The 15,624-nt window shown below is 71.9% G+C and carries 14 protein-coding genes; 6 read left to right on the top strand and 8 right to left on the bottom strand.

All coding sequences use genetic code 11. The features are described 5' to 3' along the window. The first annotated feature begins 94 nt into the window (after positions 1–94). The 4 genes from JO379_RS27200 (at position 95) to JO379_RS27185 (ending at position 5,653) form a co-directional block, all read left to right on the top strand. Positions 95–2,026, top strand: a complete 1,932-nt coding sequence (locus JO379_RS27200) for a trypsin-like serine peptidase (protein ID WP_209517384.1) — start codon at positions 95–97, stop codon at positions 2,024–2,026. A gap of 112 nt (positions 2,027–2,138) precedes the next feature. Next, positions 2,139–2,600, top strand: coding sequence for an RrF2 family transcriptional regulator (locus JO379_RS27195; RefSeq protein ID WP_130881524.1), 462 nt, complete (start codon positions 2,139–2,141; stop codon positions 2,598–2,600). Between the two features lie 92 nt (positions 2,601–2,692). After that, the gene (locus JO379_RS27190; RefSeq protein ID WP_209517382.1) at positions 2,693–3,883 is read left to right on the top strand and encodes a globin domain-containing protein; all 1,191 of its coding nucleotides are present in this window, start codon (positions 2,693–2,695) and stop codon (positions 3,881–3,883) included. Positions 3,884–4,057: 174 nt separating this feature from the next. Beyond that, positions 4,058–5,653 (top strand): CocE/NonD family hydrolase, encoded by a 1,596-nt coding sequence (locus JO379_RS27185; protein ID WP_130881526.1) that lies wholly within the window; start codon positions 4,058–4,060, stop codon positions 5,651–5,653. A gap of 7 nt (positions 5,654–5,660) precedes the next feature. Here the strand turns inward: JO379_RS27185 and JO379_RS27180 are convergent, their stop codons facing one another. The 4 genes from JO379_RS27180 to JO379_RS27165 are packed head-to-tail and all read right to left on the bottom strand — an operon-like array spanning position 5,661 to position 8,900. Continuing rightward, positions 5,661–6,524 (bottom strand): amino acid ABC transporter permease, encoded by an 864-nt coding sequence (locus JO379_RS27180; RefSeq protein WP_130881527.1) that lies wholly within the window; start codon positions 6,522–6,524, stop codon positions 5,661–5,663. Further along, positions 6,521–7,165, bottom strand: a complete 645-nt coding sequence (locus JO379_RS27175; RefSeq protein WP_130881528.1) for an amino acid ABC transporter permease — start codon at positions 7,163–7,165, stop codon at positions 6,521–6,523. Before JO379_RS27175 ends, JO379_RS27180 begins: the two co-directional genes overlap by 4 nt. A 29-nt stretch (positions 7,166–7,194) precedes the next feature. Further along, positions 7,195–8,139, bottom strand: a complete 945-nt coding sequence (locus JO379_RS27170; RefSeq protein WP_209518900.1) for a glutamate ABC transporter substrate-binding protein — start codon at positions 8,137–8,139, stop codon at positions 7,195–7,197. Between the two features lie 17 nt (positions 8,140–8,156). Next, a complete protein-coding gene (locus tag JO379_RS27165) occupies positions 8,157–8,900 on the bottom strand; it encodes an amino acid ABC transporter ATP-binding protein (protein ID WP_130881529.1) in 744 nt (247 codons plus the stop codon). Between the two features lie 197 nt (positions 8,901–9,097). Here JO379_RS27165 and JO379_RS27160 point away from each other — a divergent pair, with 197 nt between their 5' ends. Beyond that, the gene (locus tag JO379_RS27160; RefSeq protein WP_130881530.1) at positions 9,098–9,847 is read left to right on the top strand and encodes a GntR family transcriptional regulator; all 750 of its coding nucleotides are present in this window, start codon (positions 9,098–9,100) and stop codon (positions 9,845–9,847) included. A 32-nt stretch (positions 9,848–9,879) separates the two neighbouring features. Here JO379_RS27160 and JO379_RS27155 read toward each other — a convergent pair whose 3' ends face one another. Then, positions 9,880–10,320, bottom strand: coding sequence for a DUF6278 family protein (locus tag JO379_RS27155; RefSeq protein WP_207304053.1), 441 nt, complete (start codon positions 10,318–10,320; stop codon positions 9,880–9,882). A gap of 244 nt (positions 10,321–10,564) precedes the next feature. On the opposite strand from JO379_RS27155, the gene JO379_RS27150 reads away from it, so the two are divergent. Then, the gene (locus tag JO379_RS27150) at positions 10,565–12,352 is read left to right on the top strand and encodes an SGNH/GDSL hydrolase family protein (RefSeq protein WP_209517379.1); all 1,788 of its coding nucleotides are present in this window, start codon (positions 10,565–10,567) and stop codon (positions 12,350–12,352) included. A gap of 60 nt (positions 12,353–12,412) precedes the next feature. Here the strand turns inward: JO379_RS27150 and JO379_RS27145 are convergent, their stop codons facing one another. The 3 genes from JO379_RS27145 to JO379_RS27135 form a co-directional block, all read right to left on the bottom strand. Further along, on the bottom strand, positions 12,413–13,192 hold the full coding sequence (locus JO379_RS27145; RefSeq protein ID WP_130881532.1) for an exodeoxyribonuclease III: 780 nt from the start codon (positions 13,190–13,192) through the stop codon (positions 12,413–12,415). Between the two features lie 74 nt (positions 13,193–13,266). Beyond that, positions 13,267–13,911: an MBL fold metallo-hydrolase gene (locus tag JO379_RS27140; RefSeq protein ID WP_130881533.1), complete on the bottom strand. Its 645-nt coding sequence runs from the start codon at positions 13,909–13,911 to the stop codon at positions 13,267–13,269. 32 nt (positions 13,912–13,943) lie between these two features. Further along, entirely contained in the window at positions 13,944–15,581 is a 1,638-nt protein-coding gene (locus JO379_RS27135) for an alpha/beta fold hydrolase (protein WP_209517377.1), read from the bottom strand. Between the last annotated feature and the right edge of the window lie 43 nt (positions 15,582–15,624).

The raw sequence follows: 15,624 nt of genomic DNA, 5'->3' as shown, positions 1-15,624 counted from the left end.
GACCGACGCGGCCCTTCCGCCCGAACCGGGCGGAAGGGCCGTGTCGGCTTCTCGGGCCCGTTCGACCCCCACCCTCCTGATCGGAGTTCTCTTCTTGCGTACGTCACGCCTGCGCCGTCTCGCCGTCTCGGCGGCCTGCGGCACCCTTCTCACCGTCGCCGGTGGCACCACCGCGACGGCCGCCACCGCGCCGACCCCCGGCACGGGCCCGAAGGCGACCCCCGGTGCGAGCCCCTCGGCCACCCGCGGGGAACCCACGCCGAAGCCGCAGACCAGCAACGGCACCAGCACCGGCACCGAAGCCGTCGACAACAGCGACTGGTCGGTGGAGGACGCCCTGCGGTTCTGGACCCCGCAGCGCATCACCTCCGCGACCGACCCCTCCGGCCGCGCCCCGAAGCCCGCGACGACCGCCACCCCCAAGGCCGCGCCCAAGGCTGCGCCCAAGGCCAGGGGACTGGCGGGCGCCAAGCCGGACACCTCCGAGCACTTCCCCGGCATCAAGTCCGTCGGCATGCTCTTCGCCGTCGACAAGGACATGCGCGCGCACTACTGCTCGGCGAGCGCGGTGCAGAGCGGCACCCGCAGCCTCATGCTGACGGCGGGCCACTGCCAGAACTCCAAGGCGGTCTTCGTCCCGCAGTACGACCCGACGAAGTCGCTCCAGAACCAGCCGTACGGGATCTGGCCGGTCGAGGAGTGGTTCGCGGACAAGAGCTACGGGAAGAACGCCAAGGGCCCCGAGTCGGACCTGGACTTCGCGTTCGCGCGCGTCAAGGAGAACGACGGCAGGAAGCTCCAGGACGTCGTGGGCGGCAGCACCCTGGCCCGTACGCCGGGCTTCGAGAACACCACCACGGTGATCGGCTACCCCTCGGTCGGCCACAACCCGCAGGACCTGCCCGTCCAGTGCACCACGCCGACGGCCGCGCTGCCGGGCTTCAACCAGATGCGCATCGACTGCGCGGGCATGTGGGGCGGCGTCTCCGGCGGCCCCTGGTTCTCGAAGATCGACCGGGCGACCGGCACCGGCGAGATCATCGGCAACGTGGGCGGCTACAACGGCGGCGGCCCCGCCGTGCCGAGCAGCGACCCGATGTACAACCGCATCAGCTACAGCCCGATGTACGGCGACCGGTTCTTCCAGCTGTACGACGACGCCGAGCACGGCCGGCACTCCGACCCCGGCCCGTACCGCCAGCCGAAGCTGCCGTTCTCCCTCGGCGGCTCGGAGAAGTGGCAGCAGGCCAAGCTGACGGCCGCCGGTGACTTCACCGGCAGCGGCCGCGGCGATCTGATCGCCGTGTGGGCCGACGGCTCGGCCAGCCTCTTCGAGGGCGCCGAGACCAAGAACGCCAAGCACCCGTTCTCCTCCGAGGTCAAGCTCGCCGGGCCGGGCAGCGTCTGGCAGTACGCGCGCACCATCAGCGGCGGCAGCTTCACCGGCGGCGGCACCGACGGCCTCCTCGTGCGCTGGTCCGACGGTGAGCTCACCGAGTACGCCCACGTGGACCGCGGCGGCTTCCACGGCGAGAAGAAGCTCGCCGACCCCAACGCCACCTGGAAGAGCGCCAAGCTGATCACCTCCGGTCGCTACACGGCCAACGCGCTCCGCGACGACATGCTCGTCGTCTGGACCAACGGCTCGGTCTCGCTGTACTCCGACGTCGACACCAACGGCGTCCGCAAGGACACCCAACTGGTCGGCGCGAACTCGACGTGGCCCAACGCCACCCAGATCAGCGCCGGAGAGTTCACCGGCAAGGGCACCGGCGACCTGCTGGTCCGCTGGAGCGACGGCGAGGGCACCATCTACCCCGGCATCGACGCCGCCGGTCTGCACGGCGAGATCAAGGTCAGGCCCGCCAAGTCCGCGTGGACCAAGGCCGACGTGATCACGGTCGGGTCCTTCTCCCCCGGCAGCCGCCTCAACGACATCCTCGTCCGGTGGTCCAACGGCAACCTCAGCATGTACACCGGCGTTGACGCCGCCGGTACGCACACCGAGGTCCAGCTCGTCGGCTGATCCGCGACCCGTGCCCGCGGGCCGGCTTCCCCGCCCGGGGAAGCCGGCCCGTTGTCGTCGGGGGCCCGCACTTTAATTGGATTCCTGGAATCCAATTAGTTACGGTGAGGGTGTGCGACTGACCAAGAGCACCGATATCGCCCTGCGCATCGCCATGCGCCTGGCGGTGACGGGAGACGCCGCGGGCCCCGCGGACACCGCCGCACCGACCACCCGTGAGGTGGCGGGCGCGGTCGGCGTGCCGTACACCCACGCCGCCAAGGTCGTCAGCAGGCTCCAGCACCTCGGGGTCCTCGAGGCCCGCCGGGGCCGGGGCGGCGGGCTCGCCCTGACCGCCGCCGGGCGCACCGGTTCGGTCGGCCGGCTGGTGCGCGAGCTGGAGGGGGCCGGTGACGTCGTCGGCTGCGAGGACGACCCGCCCTGCCCCCTGCGGTCGGCCTGCCGGCTGCGCGGCGCCCTGCGCGCGGCACAGGAGGCGTTCTTCGCCGCGCTCGATCCGATCACCATCGAGGACCTGGTCGCCGAACCCGCCGGCCCGGTCCTGCTGAGCCTCAGCACCCGCCGGGAGGACTGAGGACCCCCATCAGGCCGTGCCCCACTTCCACACATCCTTAAATACGAGTCTGAGATACCAATTACCTCAGGCCTGAACGACAGGAGTCGCCGATGCTGTCCCCGAAGTCGACCGAGATCGTCCGCGCCACCCTGCCCGCCGTCGGCGGCGCCATCGGCGAGATCACCCCGCTCTTCTACGACAAGTTGTTCGCCGCCCACCCCGAGTTGCTGCGCGATCTGTTCAACCGGGGCAACCAGGCCAACGGCAGCCAGCGCCAGGCCCTCGCGGGCGCCATCGCCGCCTTCGCCACCGCCCTCGTCGAGCACCCCGAGGTGCGTCCCGACGCGATGCTCTCCCGCATCGCCCACAAGCACGCCTCGCTCGGCATCACGCCCGGCCAGTACCCGCTCGTCCGGGAGCACCTCTTCGCCGCCATCGCCGAGGTGCTCGGCGACGCGGTCACCGCCGAGGTCGCCGCGGCCTGGGACGAGGTGTACTGGCTGATGGCGAACGCCCTCATCGCCATCGAGGCCCGGCTGTACGAGCGGGCGGGCACCCCCGACGGCGAGGTGTGGTTGCCCTGCCGCGTCGTGGCCCGGCTGACGGAGACCGCCGAGGTCGCCACCTTCCTCGTCCGGCCGCTGGACGGCCGTCCGATACCCGCCGCCCGCCCGGGGCAGTACGTCTCCGTCCAGGTCGAACTCCCCGACGGCGCCCGGCAGATCCGCCAGTACAGCCTCTCCGGCCGGCCGGACGACGCCCTGAGCTTCTCCGTCAAGCGCGTCACCGGCGCCCCGGACGGCGAGGTGTCCAACCACCTCCACGACCACGTCGGCATGGGTGCGCACCTGACCGTCAGCGTCCCCTTCGGCGACGTCACGCTCGCCGACGGCGACTCCCCCGTGCTGCTCGCCTCCGCGGGCATCGGCTGCACGCCCATGACGGGCATGCTCTCGCACCTCGCCGCCACCGGTTCGCCCCGGCGGATCATCGCCGTGCACGCCGACCGCAGCGAGGCCACCCATGCCTTCCGCGAGGACCTGGCCCTGTTCACCGGCAAGCTCCCGAACGCGGTCGCGCACGTCTGGTACGAGCGGCCCGTGGGCCCCTGGCCCGCCGAGCGCACCGGCCGGGCGGACTTCTCCCGCCTCGACATCCCCACCGGCACCGTCGCCTATCTCTGCGGCCCGGTTCCCTTCCTCCGCTCGGCCCGCGCCCAGTTGCTGTCCGCGGGCGTCGCCGCCGCCGACATCCACTACGAGGTCTTCGGCCCCGACCTGTGGCTCGGCGAGGCCGAGTGAGCCCCCACACCCGCACCAACAGCCGCAGTAATCCAGCCAGTCCGGGACGATCAATCGTTACCCAGGCGTAACTCACACATCTATTACCCCGGGTAAACAAACGAGGTTACCGTCGGGTCACTTTGCATCGGCGTGCCGTTTCGACCCCCCACGGCACCGACGTCAGGAGTGCCCGTGCGACACCCTCGACAGGCCCTGCGCACCACGGCCGTCGGCGCCGCCTGCGCCGCACTGCTCGCCGTCACGTCCCTCGGGCCCGCGCTCGCCACCCCGCAGCGCGGGCCCGCCGCCGTGACATCGCAAGCGGGGTCCGCGCACGTCCGGTTCACCGACATACCCGGTTCCGGCGGCATCACCCTCAAGGGCAACGTCTTCACCCCGCGCGACGCCGACGGCTCGCGCCGTTACCCGGTGATCGTGCTGCCCACCAGCTGGGCCATGCCGCAGCTCGAGTACCTCGCCCAGGCCAGGCAGCTCGCCGACTCCGGCTACGTCGTGGTCAGTTACACCTCGCGCGGCTTCTGGCTCTCCGGCGGGAAGATCGAGACGGCCGGGCCGCCGGACATCGCCGATGCCTCCAAGGTCATCGACTGGGCACTGGCCCACACCCCGGCCGACCCGGCGCGGATCGGCATGGCCGGCATCTCGTACGGGGCGGGCATCAGCCTGCTGGCCTCCGGCTTCGACAAGCGGATCAAAGCCGTGGTCGCGATGAGCGGCTGGGCCGACCTCATCGAGGCCATCTACGGCGACCGCACCCAGCACCGTCAGGCCGCCGAACTGCTCGGCGGCCTGGGTGCGCTGACCGGGCGGCCGGGCGAGGAGTTGCAGGGGATCCTGAAGGACTTCCTCGGCTCGAACCTCGCCAAGGAGAAGGAGATGCTCGCCTGGGGCGCCAAGCGCTCCCCCGCCACGTACCTCAAGGACATCAACGCGGGCGGCGCCGCCATCATGCTGGGCAACGCCTGGGGCGACACGGTCTTCCCGCCCGACCAGTACGCGAAGTTCTACGAGCGGCTCACGGGTCCCAAGCGGCTGGAGCTGCGCCCCGGCGACCACGCCACCGCCGAGGGCACCGGGCTGTTCGGTCTGCCCAACGACGTGTGGACCAATGCCCACCGCTGGTTCGACCACCATCTCAAGGGCACGGACAACGGCATCGACCGCGAGCAGCCCGTCCAGCTGAAGTCCCGTACCGGCGGCGGCTACGAGTCCTATCCCGACTGGGCGGCCGTCGAGCGGACGCGGCGCACCCTGCCGCTGGAGGGCGGCAGAAGCATCCGCGCGGGCGTCGACTCGGGCGCGAACGGCGGCACCGCCCTGCTGTCCAATGTCCTCGACCAGTTCCTGAAGCTGCCGCCGATGGTCTCGGTGCCGCTGCTGCCGCGGACGTTCGCCGCCGTGTGGCAGTCCGACCGCTACGACGCGGTGCAGCGCGTGCGGGGCAGCGCGCGGCTGCACACCACGCTCACGAGCGACCAGGAGAGCGGCACGGTGGTCGCCTACCTCTACGACGTGGGCCCGCTGGGGGTGGGCAAGCTGGTCAGCCACGCCCCGTACACCTTCCACGGCAAGGCCCCGGGCCGGCCCTTCGGCGTCGATCTGAAGCTGCTCGCGACCTCCTACGACGTCCCGGCCGGCCACCGGCTCGCGCTCGTGGTCGACACGGTGGACCCGCTCTACATCGAGCACAACCCGGACGGCGCGCGGCTGGGCTTCTCCTCCCCGAAGGACGACCCGTCCGCGCTGTCGATCCCCGTGCGCGACTGAGCCGCGCTCAGCGCGGCGGGCCCCCGCCCGGCAGCAGCGTGCCGGGCTCGGCGTCGGCGACCTCGACCGCCTCCGTCTTGGGGTTGCGCTTCTGCCGCTTGGCGACCCAGTGGGCGAACCAGGACAGGAGCATGCACATCCCGATGTAGATCGGGGAGATGATCATGACGACGGGGATGAACGGCAGGTCGTAGTCGAGGTTGCCGGCGATGAGCTTGCCGGCGTGCAGGAACTCCTCGTAGGTGATGAGGAAGCCGAGCGAGGTGTCCTTCAGCGCGACGACGAGCTGGCTGATGATGGTCGGCAGCATCGCGCGCAGCGCCTGGGGCACCAGGACGAAGGACATCACCTGCGTCTTGTACATGCCCAGCGAGTACGCCGCCTCCCGCTGGCCGCGCTCGACGGAGTTCACCCCCGTGCGGAAGACCTCCGCGAGCACGGAGCCGTTGTAGAGGGTCAGTCCGGCGACGAGGGCGGGCAGCGGCTGGACCTTGAGCGCGACGAAGATGAAGAAGATCATCACCAGCACCGGCATGGCCCGGAAGAACTCCACGACGAGCGTGGCGACCCAGCGCAGCGGGCGGTGGACCGAGAGCCGTCCGCAGGCGAGCAGCCCGCCGAGGGCGAGGGAGAGGACCGCGGCGTACGCGAAGGCCTTCAGGGTGTTGCCGAGGCCGCGCAGCAGCAGTTCCTGGATGCCCTCGTAGGCGAAGGGCCGCCATTTCGCGGTCGTGAACTGCTGGGTGTCGAAGAGGAGATAGAGGATCCAGCCGAGCAGCCCGATGATCACAGCGGTCGAGACCAGGCCGTAGACGAGGTGCCGACGCCGGGTCAGGGGGCCGGGGACGTCGTACAACGCGGTGCTGGTCATCGGGCGACTCCGTAGCGCTTCTCCAGCACGTTGAAGATCGCGCTGATGGTCAGGGTCACGATCAGATAGCCGACGGCGATCCAGATGAAGGACCAGATGATGCTGTAGCCCATCTCGTTGAGCGGTTTGTAGGTGCCGAGCAGTTCGGTGACGCTGAACGAGCCGGCGATCGCCGAGTTCTTGGCGAGTGCGATCAGCGTCGAGCCGATCGGCGGGATGACGGACCGGAAGGCCTGCGGCAGGACGACGTCGCCGAGTGTCTGCGCGAAGGTCATGCCGAGGCTGCGGGCCGCCTCGCCCTGTCCGGTGGGCACGGTGTTGATGCCGGAGCGCACCGCCTCGCAGATGAACGCCGAGGTGTAGCAGCCGAGGGCGAGGACCGCGAAGAGCTGGAAGGGCAGCACGACACCGAAGCGCGGCAGGCCGAGCAGCACGGCGAAGAAGAGCAGGGTGAGCGGGGTGTTGCGCAGCACGTCCACCCAGACCGTGCCGAAGACGCGCAGCGAGCCGACGGGCGCGACCCGGAAGGAGGCCATCACGAAGCCGAGGACCAGCGCGAGCAGCGAGGCGTAGACGGTCAGCTCGACGGTGCCGAGCAGCCCTTTGCCGTAGAGGGAGAAGTTGTCAGTGAGTACGTTCATCGAGGGGACCTACCGGTGTCGTGCCGACCTCAGCCGGCCGGGTAGCGGTCGACGGGCGGCGGCGGTGGGGCGGGCACTCCGGACAGGCCGAGGGTCGCGTCGTACGCCTTCTTCCAGTCGCCGTTCTTCTCGTGCGCCACGAGCGCGTCGTCGAGGGCGAAGCGCAGGGCGTTGTCGGCGCGGGGGACGCCGATGCCGTAGGGCTCCTTGGAGAACGGTTTGCCGACGACCTTCAGCTCGGCGGGGACCTTGGCGGCGTAGCCCATGAGGATGCTGTCGTCGGTGGTGACGGCGTCCACCTGGAGGCTGAGCAGGTTGTCCACGCAGATCGAGTACGTGTCGTAGGCGACGGCGACGGCCTTGGGGTATTCGCGGTCGATGCGCTGCAGCGGGGTGGAGCCGGCGGCCGAGCAGACCTTCCTGCCGTCCAGGTCCTGCGGGCCGTCGATGTCGGAGTCCTTGGCCCTCACGAGCAGCGACTGACCGGCGATGTAGTACGGACCGGCGAAGCCGACCTGGCGTTTGCGCAGGTCGTTAATGGTGTAGGTGCCGACGTAGTAGTCGATCTGGCCGTTCTGGAGGGCGGTCTCGCGGTTGGCGGAGGCGATCGTACGGAAGACGATGGTCCTGGGGTCGAAGCCCAGGGAGGCGGACATCATCCGGGCGATCTCGATGTCGAAGCCGGAGTAGGCGCCGCTCGCGGGGTCCTTCTCGCCCAGGTAGGGCTGGTCCTCCTTGGCGCCGACGACGAGGTGGCCGCGGCTCTTCGCCTTCCGCCAGGTGGGAGAGGCGGGCAGCTGGAAGCCGGTGTCGACGTGGTAGTCGGGGAGCTGGTCGGGCTGCGGGCCCTTGACGGGCGGGCTGCCCTCCTTGCCGCAGGCGCCGGCCAGCAGGGCCAGGCCGGCGAGCGCCAGGGCCGCGGCGCACCGGCGGGTGCGCCCGAGGTCACGTCGCCGCGTGGCATTGCGTCTGATGAGCACGGTACCCCCGCTCAGTGCTTGAGGATCTTGGAGAGGAAGTCCTTGGCCCGCTCGCTCTCGGGGGCGGTGAAGAACTCCTCGGGGGTGCGGTCCTCCACGATGCGGCCGTCGGCCATGAAGACGACCCGGTTGGCGGCGGAGCGGGCGAAGCCCATCTCATGGGTGACGACGACCATCGTCATGCCGTCCCGGGCGAGCTGGCGCATGACCTCCAGCACCTCGTTGATCATCTCCGGGTCCAGGGCCGAGGTCGGCTCGTCGAAGAGGAGCGCCTTGGGGTCCATGGCGAGCGCGCGGGCGATCGCGACGCGCTGCTGCTGACCGCCGGAGAGCTGGGCGGGGTACTTGTCGGCCTGGTCGAGCAGACCGACCCGCTCCAGCAGTTCGCGCGAGCGCTTGTTGGCCTCCTCCTTGCCGCGCTTGCGGACCTTGAGGGGGGCGAGGGAGACGTTGGCGAGCACGGTCTTGTGCGCGAAGAGGTTGAAGGACTGGAAGACCATGCCGACCTCGGCACGGAGCTTGGCGAGCGCCCGCCCCTCCTCGGGCAGCGGCTGTCCGTCGAGCAGGATGGTGCCGGACTCGACGGGCTCCAGCCGGTTGATGGCCCGGCACAGCGTGGACTTCCCGGAGCCGGAGGGGCCGATGACCACCACCACCTCCCCCCGGCCGACCGTGAGGTTGATGTCCCGCAAAACATGCAGTTTTCCGTAGTGCTTATTGACGTCACGCAGTTCGATCAACGGATCGACGGCCATACCCAGCCCTACCCACTCTCAGCTGTCTCGCAGTCGCCGCAAACTATCCAGCTCAATACGGGACTTCCCTGGAGACACGCACACATACGGGTATTCACACTGCATTAACCGCCATTTGCCCTAGGTACACAGATGAAGCCTGGGTACCTAGCCTGTGGGGGCCGACTGGGGGAACAGTGGGGGGAAAGGAGCCCGGCGTGGGCGACAGCAGGCCCGTCTACCAGCGCATCGCGGACGATCTGCGGCAGCGCATCGACGAGGGCTCCCTCGCCGTGGGTGATCGCATACCCTCCCGCTCCGAGCTGAAGCGGACCTACGCCGCCAGCGATCAGACCGTGGACCGCGCGGTGCGGGTGCTGAAGGCCGCCGGGTACGCGGAAGGACAGTTCGGCCGGGGGGTGTTCGTCACCGACCGGGCGCCGCTGGGCTCGCTGCTCCGCTCGACCGGCGCGGTCGACTCCCCCTTCGCCGCCCGGATCACCGCCCGGAACACGGCGCTCACCTGGGAGGCCTCCTCCAGCGAGACCCACGCCCCGGAGCCGATCGCCGAGCGGCTGGGCATCGGGCCGGGCGAGCCGGTGCTGTGCACCCAGTACGAGTACCTGGCCAACCGGCACCCGGTCCAGCTCGCCACCAGCTGGGAGCCGCTCACCATCACCGAGGGCACCGACGTCGCCCACCCCGAGCGGGGGCCCTACGCGCGGCGCGGGGTGCGCGGCCGGCTCGCCGCCATCGGCGTCCGGGTCGTCCGGGCGCGGGAGCTCGTCGGCTCACGACCGGCGACCACGCCCGAGGCCGAGGCGCTCGGCTGCGCGGCCGGCAGTTGCGTCACCGTCGTCGAGCGGACCCACTTCGACGGCGACGACCGGGCCGTGGAGACCTCCGACATCGTGGTGCGCGCCGACCGCTGGCGACTGGAGTACGACATTCCGTTCATCATCGGCTGAGGCGGCGGGGCGGGCCGTACGACCCGGGTGCGTCAGTGCTCCGACAGCTCGGCGTAGAGCTGCGACAGCTCCGGCGCGCCGTCCGCCGCCCACGCCTGGCCCGCCTCGACCACGTCGATCTCCCGGCCGTTGGCGAGCCGGACGACCGGCTGCCCGTTGGGCCAGATCCGCCACCCCGCGCCCCTGACCGTACGGACGATGACCGTTCCCAGATACAGCCCCGCGTCATTGCCCAGCCAGGGCAGCAGCTCCGGGTCGTCGCGCCAGCGCGGCTGCAACTGGTCGAGTTCCTCCAGGGACGACGGCGCGTCGTCGAGCGCGACCCCCGCCGACTGCGCGTGTGTGCGCAGCAGTTCGCACTCCGACAGCAACTCGGCCAGCCCTTCCGGATCCCGGTCGGCCTCGCCCGGCAGCGCCACGCCGTGCGCGGGCCCGTGCCGCTTGCGCCAGCTGTCCAAGAAAGGAATGTTCATACCGGCCAGGATCGCATTCGTTCGGATGGCCGCACCACCGGCGCGCGGTGCGCGACGTGGCCGGTTGGCCTCCTTGACGTTGCCCATACGTCTCCTTAGCTTCATCCCGCCACATACAGTGCGGGGAACGCTGGGAGGCATGACACGCATGCTCCGATCATCGCGGCTCGGCGGGGACGTACACAGCGGCCATCGACAGGGCAATCGGCAGGGCAGACGGCGCGACCGGCACAGACGGTGGACGATGACCGGGATCGTCGCGACGGGAGCGGCCTGCGCCGTGGCCGCCGCGACCACGCCCGCGCTCGCCGACACCGCCCGCGCACCCCGAGAGCCGCTCCCCCTGGAGCGGCTCTTCGACAATACGGCCATCAGCGACAACGCCCGCCCGGGCGCCGCGGACTTCGACGGGGCGGGCAACTCCCTCTCCGCCCAGGACCTGCGCGCCGCCGGCTGGACGCCGGGGCGCGCGCTGACCATCGACACGGCCCGGCTGCGCTGGCCCGCCTCCGCCGCCGGCCGGCCGGACAACGTACGGGCCGCCGGGCAGAGCCTGAAGCTGAGCGGCCGGGGCGACGCCCTCACCTTCCTCGTCGCGGGCAGCGCCAAGGCCGGGCCGGGCGGCGACACCACCGGCACCGGCACCGTGCGCTACCGCGACGGCTCCAGCAGTACCTACACGCTCACCGCGCCTGACTGGCGCGGCGGCCCGCTCACCACCAAGGCCGTCGGGCTGCCCCACGTCAACGCCCCGGGCGGCCAACGCACCGAGACCGCCCGGCTGTACGCGGTGACCGTACCCGTCGCGCGCGGCCGGACGATCAGCTCCGTCGTCCTGCCGAAGGACCCCGGCCCCGCCGCCGATCTGCACATCTTCTCGGCGGCGCTGCGCACCCCCACGAACGGGTGGACCGGCAGCTGGGCGGCGTCCACCTCCGGGTACATCGCGGTGGGGCCGTGGACCGACCGGACGCTCCGGCTGATCGTGCACAGCAGCGCGGGCGGACCCCGGACCCGCATCCGGCTGGAGAACACCTTCGCGTCGACGCCGGTGCGGATCGGCCACGCCAGCGTGGCGGTGCAGAGCAGCGGCGCGGCGGCGGCCGGCAGGCCGCGGGCGCTGACCTTCGGGGGCCGGACGGGCGTCGAAGTACCGGCGGGCGCCCACCAGTTCAGCGACCCCGTGGGCTTCCGGGTGCCGCCGGGCACGAATCTGCTGGTGAGCATCCATCTGCCGGGGACGGTACGGGCCGTGCCCGTGCACAGCTACAGCAACCAGGTCTCGTATCTGAGCGGTGACGGCAGCGGCGACCGCACGGGCGACCGCGGCGCGGACGTGTACGGCCAGAAGCTCAGCGGCTGGCCACTGCTGACCGGCGTGGACGTCGCCGGCGGACCGGGCTCGGTGGTCGCCTTCGGCGACTCGATCACCGACGGCGGGAACTCCACGGCGGACGCCAACCGGCGCTGGCCCGACCAGCTCGCGCGACGGCTCCGGGAGCAGCGCGAGGTGCCCCGGTTCGGGATGCTCAACCACGGCATCTCCGGCAACCGCGTGGTGGGCGACCGCTACCCGGGCAACGGGACCAGCACCATCAGCAGCGGGGTCAGTGCCGTGCACCGGCTGGAACGCGACGTGCTGTCACAGACGGCCGCCCGGACCGTCATCGTCTTCGAGGGCGTCAACGACATCCGCGCCGGGACGTCCGCCGATCAGGTGATCGCCGGGCTGCGGTCCATCGCGCAGCGCGCCCACGCACGCGGGATGCGAGTGGTGGTGTCGACCATCGCGCCCTGCGGCGGCTTCCACGACTGCACCCCGGCGGCGGAGGCCCGGCGCGCCGCCATCAACACACATGTGCGCTCCAACGGCGGCGGCTATGACGCGGTCCTCGACTTCGACGCCGCGATCCGCGACCCGCGGCAGCCGGACCGCATGCTGGCGGCCTACGACAGCGGCGACCATCTGCACCCCAACGACGCGGGGATGAAGGCGTTCGCCGACTCCGTCGACCTGCGCCTGCTGGTCTGACGGTCCGGCCCTACGGGGTGCGGTCCGGACCGATGGAGGGCGGGGCGAGGGCGTCCGGGCTCACACGTCCAGGTCGACGACGACCGGGGCGTGGTCCGAGGCGCCCTTGCCCTTGCGCTCCTCACGGTCGACGTAGGCGTCCTTGACGGCCCCGGTGAAGGGGGCGTTGCCGTAGACCAGGTCGATGCGCATGCCCCGGTTCTTCGGGAAGCACAGCTGGCGGTAGTCCCAGTAGGTGTAGGGGCGGTCGTACTTCAGCGGGCGGGGCACGACGTCGGACAGACCGGTGTCGCGCAGGGCGGCGAGCGCGGCGCGCTCGGCCGGGGTGACGTGCGTGGCGCCCTCGAAGACGGCGGGGTCGAAGACGTCCTCGTCGGTCGGGGCGATGTTGTAGTCACCGAGCACGGCGAACGGCCGCTCCGCCGCCGCGTCGGCCGCGACCGCGTCCCGCAGGGCCTCCAGCCAGAGGAGCTTGTAGGAGTAGTGGTCGTGGCCGACCTCGCGGCCGTTCGGCACGTAGACCGACCAGACGCGGGCGCCGCCGCAGGTCGCCGCGATCGCGCGGGGCTCCTGGACGCCTTCGTAGCCGGGGCCGCCCGGCAGGCCCGTCACCACGTCCTCCAGGCCCACGCGCGACAGCAGGGCGACCCCGTTCCACCGGCCGGTGGCGTTGACCGCCGCCTCGTAGCCCAGCTCGCGCAGCTCGTCCGTCGGGAACTGCTCGGCGGTGCACTTGGTCTCCTGCACGCACAGCACGTCCGTGCCGCTGCTCTCCAGCCAGGCCAGCAGCCTCGGGAGACGGGCGGTGATCGAGTTCACGTTCCAGGTGGCGATGCGCATGGGCCAACCCTAACGGCCGGGTGTGACAGTGACCGGCCGGTGACGGTGACGGCCCGCCCCCGGACCGGCGGCGCTCAGAGTTGCACGGTCTCGCCGGGCGCCAGCCGGGAGTGGTCCGTCCCCGCGACACCCGGCCCGCCGGGGCCCAGCATCCGGTCGTAGACGGGCCGGGCGAGGTCGGTGAGCAGGGCGTCGTGGATGTCGATCGCGCGCCGCGGCTTGACCTCCCGCAGGTAGTCGATGACCTCGGAGACCTTGTTCCAGGGGGCCATGACCGGCAGCATCAGCGTGTCCACCGGCCGCCCGGGCAGGGTCAGCGCGTCGCCGGGGTGGAAGACCGAACCGTCCACGAGGTACCCCACGTTGGTGATCCGCGGGATGTCGGGGTGGATCACGGCGTGCAGTTGGCCGTGGACCTCCACGTCGAAGCCTGCGGCGGTGAAGGTGTCCCCCTCGCCGACGGTGTGCACCCGGCCGGGGAAGGCCGCCGAGACCTGGTCCGCGACGCTGCGCAGCGTCCACAGCTCGGCGGCCGGATTGGCCTCCAGGCCCGCCCGCAGCCGGTTCTCGTCGAAGTGGTCGGGGTGCTCGTGGGTGACGAGGATCGCGTCCGCGCCAAGGGCCGCGTCCTCCTCGCTGAAGGCACCCGGGTCGATGACCAGCGTGCGGCCGTCCTTCTCCAGCCGAACGCATGCGTGACTGTTCTTGGTCAGCTTCATGCAACCCATCTTGCTCCTTCCACCCCGTCCCGCTACGCCTCGGGGCCGTCCTTCGCACGCCCCGCGGCCTCGCCGCCCTCTTCGGCGACGACGCGCTCGGCCACCGCGAAGGCGGCGTCGGCCGCCGGGAGGCCGCAGTAGAGGGCGGTGTGCAGGAACGTTTCCTTGATCTCGTCCGCGGTGACGCCGTCGCGCAGCGCGGCCCGCAGGTACCGGGCCAGCTCGTCGCGGTGGCCGCCCACGGTGAGGGCGGTCAGGGTGACGAGGAAGCGGGTGCGCCGGTCGAGCCCGGGGCGCGCCCATGTCCCGCCCCAGGCGACGCGGGTGACGAAGTCGTCGTACTCGGCACGGAAGCCCTCCGGGTCCGGGTCTCTCCGGCTCTCCTCACCGAGCACCTCCCGGCGGATGCGGACGCCCGTCGCGTGCGCGTCGGGGGTGGGGGCGGCGGGGGCGGCGGTCGCGGGGGCTGAGGCAGCGGCGGGGATCGCGTAGGGGTTGGGCTCTGCCGGGATGGCGTACGGGTTGTCGCCCGCGTCGGCCGGCAGATGGGCGGCGACCGCGGGGGCGGGCACTGAGGGGGCCGGCGCCGACGGCGGGACGGAGGCGGCGGGTGCGGCGTGTACGGCGGGCGCGGCGAAGGGGCTCGCGCCCTGGGCCGGGCCCGGGACAGCGGCCTTCGGGTCCGGGGCCGCGGCCGATGACGGCGTGACCGGCGGCTCGGCGGCGGGCCGCGGCACCGGGGACGGCCCTGCTGCGGGCGACGGCTCGGGCGCCGCGAACGGCCCGGCCGGTTCGGGTGTCTGAACCCCGGCCGCCGCAGGCGGCTGAGGTCCGGCAGGCCCCGCCGGTGCGGTGACCGTGGCGGGGGCAGGGGCGGGGGCAGGGGTGGTCTGCCAGGCCGTCGTGAAGTGACGGACCAGCAGGTCGGTGACGGCCGCCGGCTGCTCGACCGGCGCGAGGTGGGAGGCGGCCGGTACGACGGCGAGCCGCGCGTCGTGGATACCGGCAACCAGCACCCGGGCGTCGGCGGGCGGGGCGACCTGGTCCTCGGCCCCGACGAGGACCAGTGCGGCAGAGGCCGTACGCCCCAGGTCGTCCCGGATGTCGAAGGCGGCCAGTGCCTGGCACGCGGCGATGTAGCAGAGCGGGTCCGTGGTGCGGACCATCTGCACGGCCCACTCCACGATGGCGGGCTGGGCGGCCAGGAAGGCCGGGGTGAACCACGCCTCGGGCGCGGACCGGGCGATGGGGTCGAGCCCGCTCGTACGGACCATGTCACCGCGCTGCCGCCAGGACTCGGCGGTGCCGAAGCGGGCGGAGGTGCCGACGAGGGCGAGCGCGGCGAGGCGACCCGGGTGGCGCAGGGCGAGATCGGCGCCGACCGCGCCGCCGATGGAGCAGCCCGCGAAGCCGAAGCGCTCGATGCCGAGCCCGTCGAGGGTGGCCAGCAGCCGGTCGGTCAGGTCGCCGACGGAGCCGAGCGGCCGGGCAGGGGCGCCGCCGTGGCCGGGGAGGTCGAAGCGCAGCACCCGCCAGTGCCGGGCCAGCTCCGGGACCTGCCGGTCCCACATGTGCCAGGTGGTGCCGAGAGCGGGGCCCAGGACCAGGACCGGGGCGTCTTCCGGCCCGTCGAAGCGGTATTGCAGGGTGTTCGCCGGTGTCTCACTCACCCGCCAGACCCTCTCATGCGTCACGGAATCTCACATCGCCGGG

It is taken from the genome of Streptomyces syringium (genome assembly GCF_017876625.1).
GTDB classification, from domain to species: Bacteria; Actinomycetota; Actinomycetes; order Streptomycetales; family Streptomycetaceae; genus Streptomyces; species Streptomyces syringius.
The sequence above is the reverse complement of the archived record's forward strand: the minus strand, read 5'-3'. Positions and strand labels throughout refer to the sequence as shown.

Coding starts and splice junctions, on each gene's coding strand:
- JO379_RS27150 (WP_209517379.1), top strand. CDS start 10,565: ATGACCGGGATCGTCGCGACGGGAGCGGCCTGCGCCGTGGCCGCCGCG.
- JO379_RS27180 (WP_130881527.1), bottom strand. CDS start 6,524: ATGACCAGCACCGCGTTGTACGACGTCCCCGGCCCCCTGACCCGGCGT.
- JO379_RS27155 (WP_207304053.1), bottom strand. CDS start 10,320: ATGAACATTCCTTTCTTGGACAGCTGGCGCAAGCGGCACGGGCCCGCG.
- JO379_RS27145 (WP_130881532.1), bottom strand. CDS start 13,192: ATGCGCATCGCCACCTGGAACGTGAACTCGATCACCGCCCGTCTCCCG.
- JO379_RS27190 (WP_209517382.1), top strand. CDS start 2,693: ATGCTGTCCCCGAAGTCGACCGAGATCGTCCGCGCCACCCTGCCCGCC.
- JO379_RS27175 (WP_130881528.1), bottom strand. CDS start 7,165: ATGAACGTACTCACTGACAACTTCTCCCTCTACGGCAAAGGGCTGCTC.
- JO379_RS27140 (WP_130881533.1), bottom strand. CDS start 13,911: ATGAAGCTGACCAAGAACAGTCACGCATGCGTTCGGCTGGAGAAGGAC.
- JO379_RS27165 (WP_130881529.1), bottom strand. CDS start 8,900: ATGGCCGTCGATCCGTTGATCGAACTGCGTGACGTCAATAAGCACTAC.